This window comes from Streptosporangium sp. NPDC000396, from assembly GCF_042898655.1.
Taxonomy (GTDB): Bacteria; Actinomycetota; Actinomycetes; order Streptosporangiales; family Streptosporangiaceae; genus Streptosporangium.
Window position 1 is genome coordinate 13281 of sequence record NZ_JBIAZA010000047.1, and the last position, 12880, is coordinate 26160.

The following is a 12880-nucleotide window of genomic DNA, read 5'->3' on the forward strand; positions in this document are numbered from 1 at the left end:
CCGCCGTGCAACAGACCCGGCTCGGGCACGGCGCCGTCACCGTCACCCGGCTGTCCTTCGGCGCCGCCGGGATCGGCAACCTTTTCACCCCGGTGACCGACGAGGCCGCCATCCTGGCCGTCGAGGCCGCCTGGGCCGACGGCATCCGCTCCTTCGACACCGCCCCGCACTACGGGCTCGGCCTTTCCGAACGCCGCCTCGGCGCGGCCCTGCGCGGACATGCCCGAGCGGAGTACACCGTCGCCACCAAGGTCGGCAGGCTGCTCGCACCCGTGTCACGCGTGGAGGGCGACGACCTCGCCAACGGCTTCGCCGTACCCGCGGCGCACCGCCGGGTATGGGATTTCAGCGCCGACGGCGTCCGGCGCAGCCTGGAGGCCAGCCTGGACCGCCTGGGCCTCGACCGGATCGACATCGCCCACCTGCACGATCCCGACGACCACTTCGCCGAGGCCGTCGGCCAGGCCTACCCGGCGCTGGAACAGCTGCGCGCGGAGGGCCTGGTGGGCGCGATCGGGATGGGTATGAACCAATCCGAGATGCTGACCCGGTTCATTCGTGACACCGACATCGACGCGGTCCTGCTGGCCGGGCGATACACCCTGCTCGACCAGGGCGCGATGGCCGAGCTGCTGCCCGAGGCCGCCCGGCGCGGCGTCTCGGTCATCGTCGGCGGCGTGTTCAACTCCGGTGTGCTGGCCGACCCGAGGCCCGGGGCCACCTTCGACTACGCCACCGCCCCACCCGAGCTGGTCGACCGCGCCCTTCGAATGCAGGCCGTCTGCGCGCGCCACGGTGTCCCGCTGCGCGCGGCGGCGGTCCGCTTCGCCCTCGCCCCGCAGTCCGTCACGAGCGTGCTGATCGGCGCGCGCTCGGCCGATGAGGTCACCGACGCCGTCCGGCTGCTCGACCTGGACATTCCCGACGCGCTCTGGCAGGAACTTCAAAACACCGGCCTGCTGCCCGAAAACCTGCCCCTCCCGCAAAAAGGCCGGCCCCCATGCGCGTGACCCTGCTCGTCGCCTGCTTCAACGACACGTTCTTCCCCAAAAGCGCCGGCCCGTCGTCACCCTGCTCGAACGGCTCCGGCACCCTGGACGTCATCATCACGGCAGAGGAATCATGAAAGTCGCCCTGCACACCCGCGTCCGGCCCGACCGGATCGAGGACTACGAGACCGCGCATCGTCACGTGCCCACCGAACTCACCGCGGCCATCCGCGCGGCCGGGGTCACCTCCTGGACCATCTGGCGCAGCGGAACCGAGCTCTTCCACCTGCTGGAGTGCGAAGACTACGCCCGCCTGCTCACAGAGCTGGAACACCTCCCCGTCAACATCGCCTGGCAGGCGCGGATGGCCGACCTGCTGGAGATCGTGCACGACTACTCGGAGACCGGCGCCGCAGCCGGCCTGCCCGTGCTCTGGCAGCTCTGATGGAACGCCAGATCATCGACACGCACCACCACGTCTGGGACCTGGCGGTCCGCCCCCAGGAGTGGATCATCGGCGAGACGCTCGCACCACTCGCCCGCTCCTTCTCCGCCGGCGACCTCGAACCCGAGGCCAGGGCGGCCGGGGTCACCGCTACCGTGGTGGTGCAGACCGTCTGCGTGCCCGAAGAGACACCAGAGCTGCTGGCCCTGGCGGCCGACAGCGACCTCATCGCCGGGGTGGTCGGCTGGACGGATCTGACCGCACCCGACATCGCCGACACCCTCGCCGCTCTCCGCGAAGAACCCGGCGGAGAGCACCTGGTGGCCATCCGCCACCAGGTGCAGGAGGAACGGGACCCGTGGTGGCTGCTGCGCCAGGACGTCCGGCGCGGCCTGCTCGCCGTCGCCGCGGCCGGCCTCGCCTACGATCTCGTCGTCAAGCCGCACCAACTGCCCGCCGCGATCACCGCGGCGGCGGGCCTGACCGGGCTGACCTTCGTCCTCGACCACCTGGGCAAGCCTCCCGTCGCGACCGGGGCGCTCACCCCCTGGGCGGACGACCTGCGCCGGCTGGCAGCACTCCCCAACACCGTCTGCAAGCTCTCCGGCCTGGTCACCGAGGCCACTCCTCGCACCTGGCGGATCGGGGACCTCCGCCCCTACGCCGACACCGCCCTGGAGGCCTTCGGCCCGCAGCGCCTGATGTTCGGCTCCGACTGGCCGGTATCGACCCTGGAGGCCGGCTACGAAGATGTCGTCCGGATCGCCGACCGGCTTACACAGGCACTGAGTCCGGACGAGAAGGACGCCGTCTTCCGGCGCAACGCCGCCCGCGTCTACGCCCTTCATCTGCCATAGCCGCCCCGGCGGACGATCCCGCCGTCCCCCCTTCGGCCGACCCCGATCGAGGCTTTCGGCTCTCCCCGGAGATCCGGCCGCTCATCCTTCATGCCTGCGAAGCGAGGTCAAACGCTCAGCCGAGCACCCTCCCATCGCCGGCTACCGCTGCGCGACCGAAAACACGTTGCAGGTAAAGGTCGGGACGCGGAACGCTTCCGGCATGAAAATGCACGCCAACCAGCTAACGGTGCCACCTCAGACAGCACGCACGCTGGTAGACGAGCAATACCCCGAATGGCGGAGCATGCCCATCACGAGCATCGCCTCCCACGGGACGGACAACGCCATTTTCCGCATCGGCGACCGCTTCACCGCCAGGTTCCCCCTCCGACCCGGGCACGCCGACTCGACGCGGCGCCGGCTGGAGTCCGAAGCGGAAGCAGCCCGCGAACTGGCAGGCCACACCCGATTTCCCACGCCCGAACCGGTCGCGCTCGGTGAACCCGGAGCCGGATACCCGCTGCCGTGGTCAGTACAGACCTGGCTACCCGGCGTCGCGGCCACCGACAAGGATCCGGGCGAATCAGTCGCATTTGCCCACGACATGGCCGACCTCATCAACGACCTACGCGCCATCGACACGCGTGGCCGTACGTTTGCCGGCAAAGGCCGAGGAGGCGACCTTCGAACTCACGACGCGTGGATGGAAACCTGTTTCAAGCACAGCGAACAACTTCTGGACGTTCCTCGGCTCCGCCGGCAATGGAAAAACCTTCGAAGCCTGCCACGCAACGCAGCAGACGTGATGACCCACAGCGATCTCATTCCCGGCAACGTACTCGTATCCGCCGACCGGCTGGCCGGGGTTCTCGACGTCGGCGGCTTCGGACCGGCCGACCCCGCTCTGGATCTCGTGAGTGCCTGGCATCTGCTCGAGACCAGGCCACGGCAGGTGCTCCGCATGGGCCTCGGATGCGACGACCTTGAATGGGAGCGAGGCAAAGCGTGGGCCTTCGTCCAGGCGATGGGGCTCGTCTGGTACTACCTCGAAACCAACCCGGTCATGAGCCGGATGGGCCAACGCACCCTGGAACGCATCCTGGCAGACGAATCACCCGCCTGACCGCCACGCTGGCAATATCAGAAGTTCTCGCCTGGAGTGATTACGGCGTAGCCGGCGGGATGGCTCTCCGGCCTATGGCGGTACGGCCGGCGGGGATTGCTTCTGGGATGAGTCTTTAGTCCTTACGCGATGAGCAAGGCGCCGGTGGAGGTGCTGGGCCGTTCCCTGGCGCAGGTGATCGGCGGTCGCGGCATCACTGTGAACACGAGCTTGGACGATGCGGTAGTCGGCGGTGAAGCAGGCCGCGCCACCGCCTCCGTCGACCTCCACCCTCACCTGTGCGGCCAACTCGTCCAGGGTGGAGAAGGCCGGGAACTCGCAGCTGTTCTTGGCCGGCTCCTCCAGGCCCGGATTCCGAAGTGAAGCGAGCGCTGCAGCGGCTTCGCACCCGGCGGTGCGTTACACCACGGCGTGCCCATGCAACGCGGTGAATGGCACAAGATCGGGAAGCCCGAAGCTTTCGCACATCGTCTTGAAGACTATGACCTTCTCCTCACCGAAGCGCCGGATCCGAGTGGCGTAGGATGCGGCGGAAACAAAAGTTGGAGGGTCGGTTTTGCTGTGAAACTTGTCCGCGTACATTACAAGTTTCTCTTCGCCTGATTCTGCCAAATAGTCGGCAGACGGCAGAGGGAGACCCTGTTCCCGGACGTCATCACGGCTGATACCCATCCCCGTGTGGCAGGAGCAAAAGCGGCAGATCGCTTCTGGGAATCCTTCATCCAGGAGGATTTCATAGCCGAGCACGCCGTGGCGCACATAGCGTGCGTGATCGAGCTTTCCGTCGTTGCCGTACAGCCGATAAACCCCGATGTCGTGAAGCAGGCTGCCGGCTCTCACCAGGTCCATGTCAAGATTGAGCTCGGTTCGAGCGAGGAGCTGTTCTGCGATTCCACATACGATTTCACAGTGAGTGTGAACGAGATCGAACGCCTCCTGTGTCGGCGCGTACTTCGCGTGTAGCGCACGAATCTCTCTGTCTGTCGGAATTCGCATGCCGGGATTCTAGCAACGTGTGAACATAACATTCACACCCTTCAAGGCATGGACGGCTCCATCACGCCCCGTTCAAACGTCGTCGCCACCGGCCTCGACCGCCCCTCCGCCCATCGCGCACCGGCTCGTTACGGCTCACGGCAACCCACAGGGACAGGGTCACGTGGAGGTCGGCCCATACACCGCTTCGCCGGACACGACCGCGCCGGGCCCGGTTTCCGGGGGCCGGTCTCCATTTTTCGAATACCCTGCAATTCCGACACGCCGAACACATGGTTATCCCATGATCATAAACGACGCCTGATGATTTTACCCCCGGCTTCCGATTCGCCGTTGACAATGATCAAGGGGCCTTTCATAGTCGACATGGGGTTTCCCGCTTTTTCGACTCTTCTCGGCGAGAGGATTCTTCTGTGCCCACGGAAGTGGTGGACGCGTTTTTCTCGGTGACAGGGTCCGGCTCCAAGGTCGGGTTCGTGGTTCAGGGCGGGCGGGCGGCCCGGTTCGGGTGGGCGCAGGTGCGGATGCTCGACCACTACGCGCCCGTGCTGGGGAAGTGGTGGCCGGCGCTCCCGGCGGCCTTCGCCGTCGGGTTCGACGCTGCGCTCGCCGTGCCCGCAGACGATCCGTGGACGGTGGTGTTCCGCGGGGACCAGTGCCTGCGCCTGCACCCTGTGAATGGATCGGTCGGGCAGGTCGGCCCAATCGACGGCCTATACCCGGGGCTGCCGACCGGCTTTCGCGCCGGGATCGACGCGGCGCTGCCGTCAGCCGCCGCAGGGGAGGCGTACTTCTTCAAGGGCGGCCAGTGCGTGCGCTACGACCTGCGCTCGTCCGCGCCGATCGAAACCAAGTCGCTCGCCGACACCTGGCAAGGGCTGCGCGACAAGGCCCCCGCGTTCGTGAACGGCATCGCCGCCGCCGTCCTCGACCCCGTGACCGGCAAGGCCTTCTTCTTCAAAGGCTCCGAGTTCGTACGGGTCGCGCTGGGCACCCGGACCGTCGAGACCAACGCAGCCGCGGTGAACGACACCACCTGGCCGGGGCTGCGACGCGCGTTCAGCCCCGGCCGCGCGTACGTGGCGCGGCGGCCGGAGAATGACAGCGACCGGTCGGTCAACGTGGTGGACCTGGCGTCGCGCACCGTGACCGAGACACTCGACATCTTCCTCAACGACGACGCCCAGCGGAGCATCAGCACCACCCCCGACGGCCGGTTCCTCTACCTGGCGACCGACCCCGCCATCACCTGCGTGGACACGGCCGACCATCGGACCGTGGCGACCTTCCAGGGGCGGACGACCGGTCCTGAACCGGGCTACGCCTACAGCCCCGACGGGACACACTGCCACTTCATCTCCTATGACGGCTCCCCTCATCTGGAGACGGTGCGGGCCGGCACGTTCAGCGGGGTGAGCAGGATCCGGCTGTCCGGCCAGGCCTTCGCCACCGGGACCGTGACGGCGGACGACTCCGGCCGGGGGGTTGTGATCATGGACAGCGCGTCCCGGATCGCGCCGAAACAGGACGGGCGGCTCGTCTACGTCGGCGGGCGGCTGCCGGACTACAGCGTGGTGGTGGCCGAGGTCGACCTGGAACAGAAGCTGGTCCGCCAGTTCTTCCCACTCCCCGGCACATCCTCGGTTGAGGATCTGGTGCTCTCCCCGGACGGCGCGGTCGCCCACGTCGGCTCCTACGACCTCACGCTGGCATTCAGCACACGCACCGGAGAGATCCTCCGTCAGAAGATCCTCCCCGGATGTCAGGCGCTCGCGCTCACCCCGGACGGCAGCTCCCTGTTCTGCCTGCCGAGCGCCGAGGGCGAGGGCGTCCTGATCGCCGACCCGGCCACGCACCGTGTCCAGGACCGCATCCCGATCGAGGCGTCCGGCGGGCGCGGCACCGGCCGGGGGATCGCCTTCAGCCACGGCGGCGCGTTCGCCTATGTCGCCGAGGCGTCCGAGGAGGGCGGTTTCTCGCTCGCCGTGATCGACGTCGAGGCCCGCGAGAAGATCGCTTCCATTCCTCTCCCTGGAAGCAATCGCGTCCATTGGGTGACCTTCGCCCCGGTCTGACCCGTACGACCGGCACCGCCCCTCGTGATCACCGAGCCGTCGCGGAGCCCCTGACCGCATTCCCCTCCCCCCACCTCGAGGTCACCCGTTTCAAGCCGTTCCAGACCGCTCCAGGCGCAGCGGCCGGTTGCCGACCGGCATGAAAAGGAGAACCGGATGTCTCTGCCCGAGCGTATGTCGCTCGCCGGCCTGATCGACGAGTTCTTCGGCGAGCCGATCGAGCTGCCGGCCGAGCCGGTGCCGATCCTGGAGAACATCCACGAGTACCAGAACCTGCCCGCCGGGGAGCGGCTGGTGACCGCGCGGTCCCCGGGGTATGACGATCCGGCCCAGGGCAGCCCGGTGGACGCCGTGTTCATCCAGACGAAACGGGTGGGCACGGGTGCCGTCGGCCTGTTGCTCGACGTGCAGCTCCGCTTCGAAGGCCCGGGCACCGAGCCGGTGCCCGGGGCCGGCGGGGTGCGGGGCGCGCACGCCACGCCAGGCGGGCTCTGTGACTTCGTCCACGCGGACGGCGATCGCTCCCGCTGTCGGCCAACCGGCCTTCGGCGGTGTGCGCGTGTGCCACACCGCGCCCGGGCATGACCTCCCCAGAGAACCCGCGATCATCCGACAATTCGAGGAGCCTGGATTTCCCATGTCAGAGCACCCTTCTGCCGTGACAGCCAACCAAGCCGACGTCATCTACTTCGGCGGTGACATCGTGACCGTTGACGCAGACGAGGTCGCGCCGCCGGAAGCGGTGGCCGTCAAAGACGGCACGATCGTCTTCGTGGGGGACCGCGCTCAGGCCCTTGACCGATGGCAGGGGGCCGACACGATTCTGCGCGACCTCCAAGGCGGCGCTCTGCTGCCCGGGTTCATCGACGCGCACAGCCATCTGGGCGGCATCGGCCTGCAGGCCACGATCGCCAACCTGCTGGCCGAGCCCGATGGGGACGTGACGGACATACGGTCTCTGCAGGACAAGCTGCGCGAATTCGCCGAGAGTGAGACGGGGCAGGATTCGGCATGGATCGTCGGCTTCGGCTACGACGACGCCATGCTCGCCGAGCGCCGACACCCGACCCGCGAGGAGCTGGACGCGGTCTCGACCGACAAACCGGTGCTGGCCATCCACCAGTCGTTCCACCTGGGGGCGGTGAACAGCAAGGGCCTGGAAATGCTGAAATACACCCGCTTCACGCCGAATCCGGACGGCGGGGTCATCCGCCGCCGGCTCCCCATCAAGGAAACGCCTCCCTGCGGCGAGCCCAACGGGGTCTTGGAGGAGACCGCCTTCACTCCCGCCTCGAACCAGGCGATCGCCGGTCTGAGCGCCCTCGCCCAGGCCGGCCTGGTGGCCAAGGGCCTCAAAGCCGCCGCGACCTTCGGGTTCACCACCATGCAAGAGGGCGGGACGTCCCTGGACAACCTCGCCGCCTTCAGGAAGGCCGCGGAGCAGGCACCGTTCGCCCTGGACGTCGTCATCTACGCCAAAGCCGACGAGGCGACCGCAGCTCCCGGCGACCCGGTCGAAGTCGGTCAAGACTACTGCGGAGGGCTGCGCGCCGCCGGGATCAAGCTGTTCCTGGACGGCTCCCCCCAGGGCCGGACCGCCTGGCTGACCAAGCCCTACAAGAATCCTCCGGAAGGCCAAGAAGCCGACTATCGGGGCTACCCGACCACCACCGACGACGAAGTCCTGAGACAAGTCCGCCGGGGATTCCAGGAAGGCTGGCAGATCCTCGCGCACGTCAACGGTGACGCCGCCATCGACCAGTTCATCCGCGCTGTCGAGACCGCCACCGAAGAGTACGGCCCGGCCGACCGGCGGATCGTCGCCGTGCACGCCCAGACCGCCCGCCAAGACCAGATCGAGGCGTTCAAGCGCCTCGGAATCATCCCATCGTTCTTCTCCATGCACACCTTCTACTGGGGAGACTGGTACCGCGAGACCGTCCTGGGGGAGAAACGCGCCGAGAACATCTCACCGGCCAAGTGGGCCCTGGACCGCCAGATGATCTACACGTCGCACCATGACGCCCCGGTCGCCCTGCCCAACTCCTTCCGCGTCCTGGCCAGCCAGGTCACCCGCATCACCCGCAGCGGCCGCCACATCCTGGGCCCCGAGCAGCGGGTCTCCGCCCTGGACGCGGTCAAGTCCATCACCATCAACGCCGCCTACCAGTACTTCGAAGAGTCCGCCAAGGGCAGCATCCAGGTCGGCAAACTCGCCGATCTGGTGATCCTTTCCTCGAATCCTCTGACGATCCCCCCCGAGGAGATCAAGGACATCACCGTCACCGAGACGATCAAGGCAGGCAAGAGAATCCACCCTCCTGCCACCGGAGACCACGAGCACCACGCCGACACTGTTTCCGCGCCCTTTGAGTTCCATGGGCATTGCTGATCGATCCGGAGGCTTCGCACTCTTCGCCGGCGGGCCAGGTGTGCTTGGCCGGCAGGTCGGTGACACGCCGTAGCTGATTTTTGATCAACAAGAAGACCTCCGGGTCTGGCGAAGATGCCGTCTTCACCGTTCGACCGGAGGTCTTCATGGCCCGCGCCGACGCCCATCCGGCTTACGCCGATGAGAATGGCCGAGTGCACCCGGCTCGGCGAGAAGGCGCAGGTTGCAGACCAGAAGCATGCGTCATGGCCATCCGAAAATGCCTGGAACCCACAGGTCATTCCTTGCCTGGACAGGTCGATATCCCATCTGTCGCCGGCGATCGCCATGGCGAACCGGCAAAGCCCCGCAGGGAGTTGGCGCCGATATGGTCTTAATAAGACATTTAGCGATATGCAAAAACTCGCCATGACTCCCGACAGATGCTAGAAAATCCCCATCATTGACCTTAGGCTCCAATTCGTAAAATATTAATGCACTGCTGGCGCGGTATCAAAACACGCCTTTCGGAGGGCCTTTTAGTGTCGCGAGATCTGGTGTATGCGTTTTCCACCACTACTGACGGGGGGCACAGACTCGGGCACGTGACGCAGGGCGCGAAGGTCGGCCGGTTCGTCTACATCACCGGACGCCAGGACGGGCATGGCGCCGTGATCCTCCAAACCGACCTCAGTCAGAAACTCGTCCGGCACACCGGCGAGATCGCACGCCGCGGCGTGCTGCCTCCGTGCGAGGCGCCGGCGCTCACCCCGAACGGCCGGGAGCTCTACTGCCCGCCGGCAGAGCCGGGCCAGGAGCGCCCTGGTGGCGGACCCCGCCGACCATCGGCTGATCCACCGCATCCCGATCGCGATGCAGGGTGAGCGCGGCACCGGACGCGGCCTCGCCTTCAGCCACCACGGCGCGTACGCCTACGTCGCGGAGATCTCCACCGAAGGTGGCTTCTCTCTCGCCGTCACCGACACCGAGGCGCACGACAAGGTCGCCTCCATTCCCTCCCCGGGGGAACCGCATCCACTGGCTCACTTACGCCCCCTTCTGATTCGTCCACGCCGGCATGATCGCCGACGGCGGGTCTTCCAGCGGGGGCGTTCTGTCCCGGTCATCGACACGGCCACCTGTCGGAAGCCCGTCTTGATCCGGTTCACCGGCGAACCCTCATGGATCCCGTACAGCGGCTACTGACGATCTGTCGCGCCTGCGAGGCCGGGGCGCGGCGACCTTTCCCGATCCGGCTCTGAAGGAGAATCCGCATGCCCTCAGCCGAGACCAAGACACTGGTCGAGCTGATCAACGAGTTGTTCGGGACGCAGGTCCCGCTTCCCGGTGAACTGACGCCAGTCCTGGAGAACGTCGTCTACCACGACAACCTCCCCTCGGGGGAGACACTGGTCACCGCGCAGGCGCCGGGTTATGACGACCCCGGGGCGGGTTCCTCCCCGGTCCAGATCGTGGCGATCATGACAAAGCGGGCGATCCCGGGCACCACGCTGTCCGCCGTGCTCATCGACGCCCCGCTCGGCTTCGACGCCTCCCGCCTCACGCTGGTGGGCGAGTTCATCCCCGGAGGCCTCATGGTCTTCCCGAACCTGCGGGTCATCGTCGTGTCCCGCGAGATGAACGTGGCCGCGGTGAACCAGCTCAACGCGGTTCTCGCCGAGTACGGTGTCACCTCGCGCTTCCCCCGGCCGAACGCCATGAGCGCGGACGTCTGGCCGAAGTACGTCTCGGCGTCGGTGACCTGGAAGCTCAAAGGGGGCGAGATGCCCGCCCTGGCGATCGTCCAGAACGACGACGAGGAGAAGAAGGAGAAACAGGAGGAAGAGATCGGCTTCCCCGGGATGCCGGTCTCCTTCGGCCCGCTGACGCTGTCCGGGGTCAAGCGCAGCATCTTCAAGGACCACTGGAAGGTTCTCCTGGTCGGCGAGTTGAAGGTCGGAGGGCAGGTGTTCCAGCTCGACGGGCTGGGCCTCATGATCCCGACGTCGCTGAAGGGCGCGATCCCGAAGGCGATGCTCGTCGGCGTCGCACTCGGCATCCGCCGGGAGAACCCGACACTGAGAGTCAACGCGGCGCTGCGCTACACCGGCCTCGGGGACGAGGCGATCTCCTCCGGCCTGGCCGGGCTCGTCAAGGTGGAGACGGACGCCCTGTCGTTGATGGGCGCGGGCAACTGGTCCCGGGCGGCCGACGGCTACACGACCATCTTCTTGTACCTGGAGGCGCTGCTGACCTCCGGCGCGTCGCTGTTCGGCCCGCCGCCGTTCACCGTCACCGGCCTTGCCGGCGGGTTCGGGATCAACAGCAAGGTCCGGCCGCCGTCCGCCGCCCAGCTTCCGTCGTTCCCGCTGCTCGCCCGGTTGGAGGAGGCCCCGTCACGGCCGGGTGACCCGCCGCCGAAGCCGCCGGAGCCGCTGGACATGCTGAACGACCTCACCGGCCCGTCCGGGTGGGTGCGGCCGGAGGAGGGCAGCTACTGGATCGCGGCCGGCCTGTCGTTCACCTCGTTCCGGTTCATCGAGACGCGGGCGCTGGCGCTGATCGAATTCGGCAACCGGCTCAACGTCATGATCCTCGGCCGGACCTCGTTCGCGCTGCCGAGGAACAAGAACGCCACCCGCAAGTACGCGCGGCTCAACATCGACTTGCGCCTCGCCTACATCTCCGACGAGCACCTGCTCACCTTGGAGGCGGCGGTCGGAGCAGGCTCGTTCATCTACTCCGAGGCGGCCGAGCTCACCGGCGGCCTCGCGTTCTGCGTGTGGACCGGCGGCGGGCGCGGCGGCGATTTCGTGCTCACCATCGGCGGCTACCACCCACAGTTCCAGCGGAACATGCCGGGCTACTACCCGACCCCGACCCGGATCGGCTTCCGTTGGTCACCATGCAGTCGCGTCGTCATCCAGGCATCCGGCTACGCCGCGCTCACCCCCGGCGCGATCATGTTCGGCGGCGCGCTCGCCGCCCGCTACGAGAAGGGTCTGCTCAGCGCCTGGTTCACCGCTCATCTCGACGCGCTGATCCAGTGGAAGCCGTTCTATCTCGACCTCGCGCTCGGCATCTCGATCGGTGTCGCGTTCACCATCAAGGTCTGGTTCGTCAAGGTCCGGGTCTCCATCGAGGTCGGCATCGACCTGCAACTGTGGACGCCGCCGACCGGTGGCCGGGTCTCGGTGAAGGTCTGGTTCGTCGAGTTCGGCTTCAACTTCGGCGCGGGCCGTCAGGGTGCTCCCCCGGTGCCGTGGGAGGAGTTTCAGATGCAACTCCCCGGGCCGATCCGGAGCCCTCTGATCAAGGGCCGGCTGCTCGACGTCGAACAGGGCGAGGATGAGGCGCGATCCACCCGCGAGGCCCCGGCGCTGGTGTCCACCGGCGGGTTCACCTTCGCCACCGAGGCGGCCCTGCCGACCTCGGAGATTCTCCTCAACCGCAAGTCGAAGTTCACCGGCCCGGCCATCAACATCCGCCCGATGCGGCTGGAAAACGTCACCTCCAGGCACATCGTGCGGCTCACCCGGTTCGAAAACGGCCGGGAGGTCGAGTTCGACCCCGATGCCAACGAGTGGGAAGTCACCCCGATCACACGCGGCATGCAGCGTTCCATGTGGGGCAAGCCCGGCCGCTCGTCCTCCGAGGTGGCCGAGGAGCCGGGCCTGGAGCCTGACTGCCTGACGGGGCTGCTGTTCGATGTCTCCCCGCCTGACCTCGGCAACGGTACCGGTCCGGTCACCTCGCAGGCTCTCGGCTTCGAGCCGCTGGAGGACGGCGCCATGCCGCTGCGTGATGCCAGCCCCGCCGGTCCGGCTCCGCGCGCCGACGACGGCAGCATCGAGAAGATCGCTCGGACGCTCGCCGCGCAGGGCACCGCCGCCAACCGCACCGCCGTCTTCGACGCGCTGGCCCGGCTCGGCGCGAGCCCGGGCAAGGACGCCGACGGCCTCCTCGGCCACTACGCCGACCTGGTCGGCCGCAGCATGACCAGTTCCCCGCTCCTTACCGATGCTCCCACGAGGTGAAATCC

Annotated in this window: 12 protein-coding genes; 11 read left to right on the forward strand and 1 reads right to left on the reverse strand. The window is 67.4% G+C overall.

What is annotated here, in order from left to right; genetic code table 11:
* Nucleotides 1-5: 5 nt before the first annotated feature.
* The 6 genes from ACFY2X_RS43965 (at nt 6) to ACFY2X_RS43990 (ending at nt 3759) form a co-directional block, all read left to right on the forward strand.
* Nucleotides 6-1010, forward strand: coding sequence for an aldo/keto reductase (locus tag ACFY2X_RS43965; RefSeq protein ID WP_389950361.1), 1005 nt, complete (start codon nt 6-8; stop codon nt 1008-1010).
* Complete coding sequence (locus ACFY2X_RS43970; RefSeq protein ID WP_389950364.1) at nt 1001-1126, forward strand: hypothetical protein; 126 nt, start codon at nt 1001-1003, stop codon at nt 1124-1126. The genes ACFY2X_RS43965 and ACFY2X_RS43970 overlap by 10 nt, the downstream gene beginning before the upstream one ends.
* Nucleotides 1123-1434, forward strand: a complete 312-nt coding sequence (locus ACFY2X_RS43975; RefSeq protein ID WP_389950368.1) for an L-rhamnose mutarotase — start codon at nt 1123-1125, stop codon at nt 1432-1434. Before ACFY2X_RS43970 ends, ACFY2X_RS43975 begins: the two co-directional genes overlap by 4 nt.
* On the forward strand, nt 1434-2291 hold the full coding sequence (locus tag ACFY2X_RS43980; protein WP_389950371.1) for an amidohydrolase family protein: 858 nt from the start codon (nt 1434-1436) through the stop codon (nt 2289-2291). The genes ACFY2X_RS43975 and ACFY2X_RS43980 overlap by 1 nt, the downstream gene beginning before the upstream one ends.
* Nucleotides 2292-2493: 202 nt before the next feature.
* Nucleotides 2494-3396: an aminoglycoside phosphotransferase family protein gene (locus ACFY2X_RS43985; protein WP_389950374.1), complete on the forward strand. Its 903-nt coding sequence runs from the start codon at nt 2494-2496 to the stop codon at nt 3394-3396.
* Between the two features lie 129 nt (nt 3397-3525).
* On the forward strand, nt 3526-3759 hold the full coding sequence (locus ACFY2X_RS43990) for a hypothetical protein (protein WP_389950377.1): 234 nt from the start codon (nt 3526-3528) through the stop codon (nt 3757-3759).
* Nucleotides 3760-3795: 36 nt separating this feature from the next.
* Here ACFY2X_RS43990 and ACFY2X_RS43995 read toward each other — a convergent pair whose 3' ends face one another.
* Nucleotides 3796-4392: an HD domain-containing protein gene (locus ACFY2X_RS43995; protein ID WP_389950379.1), complete on the reverse strand. Its 597-nt coding sequence runs from the start codon at nt 4390-4392 to the stop codon at nt 3796-3798.
* Between the two features lie 413 nt (nt 4393-4805).
* On the opposite strand from ACFY2X_RS43995, the gene ACFY2X_RS44000 reads away from it, so the two are divergent.
* From ACFY2X_RS44000 to ACFY2X_RS44020, 5 genes are all read left to right on the forward strand, one after another.
* Nucleotides 4806-6467, forward strand: a complete 1662-nt coding sequence (locus ACFY2X_RS44000) for a hemopexin repeat-containing protein (protein ID WP_389950382.1) — start codon at nt 4806-4808, stop codon at nt 6465-6467.
* 156 nt (nt 6468-6623) lie between these two features.
* Nucleotides 6624-7052: a hypothetical protein gene (locus tag ACFY2X_RS44005; RefSeq protein WP_389950384.1), complete on the forward strand. Its 429-nt coding sequence runs from the start codon at nt 6624-6626 to the stop codon at nt 7050-7052.
* A 73-nt stretch (nt 7053-7125) separates the two neighbouring features.
* The gene (locus ACFY2X_RS44010; protein WP_389950386.1) at nt 7126-8859 is read left to right on the forward strand and encodes an amidohydrolase; all 1734 of its coding nucleotides are present in this window, start codon (nt 7126-7128) and stop codon (nt 8857-8859) included.
* 804 nt (nt 8860-9663) lie between these two features.
* Nucleotides 9664-10044 carry a hypothetical protein gene (locus tag ACFY2X_RS44015; RefSeq protein ID WP_389950389.1) on the forward strand — a complete coding sequence of 127 codons (381 nt, stop codon included), beginning with the start codon at nt 9664-9666 and terminating at the stop codon, nt 10042-10044.
* Nucleotides 10045-10112: 68 nt separating this feature from the next.
* Nucleotides 10113-12875 (forward strand): DUF6603 domain-containing protein, encoded by a 2763-nt coding sequence (locus ACFY2X_RS44020; RefSeq protein WP_389950393.1) that lies wholly within the window; start codon nt 10113-10115, stop codon nt 12873-12875.
* Nucleotides 12876-12880: the final 5 nt, after the last annotated feature.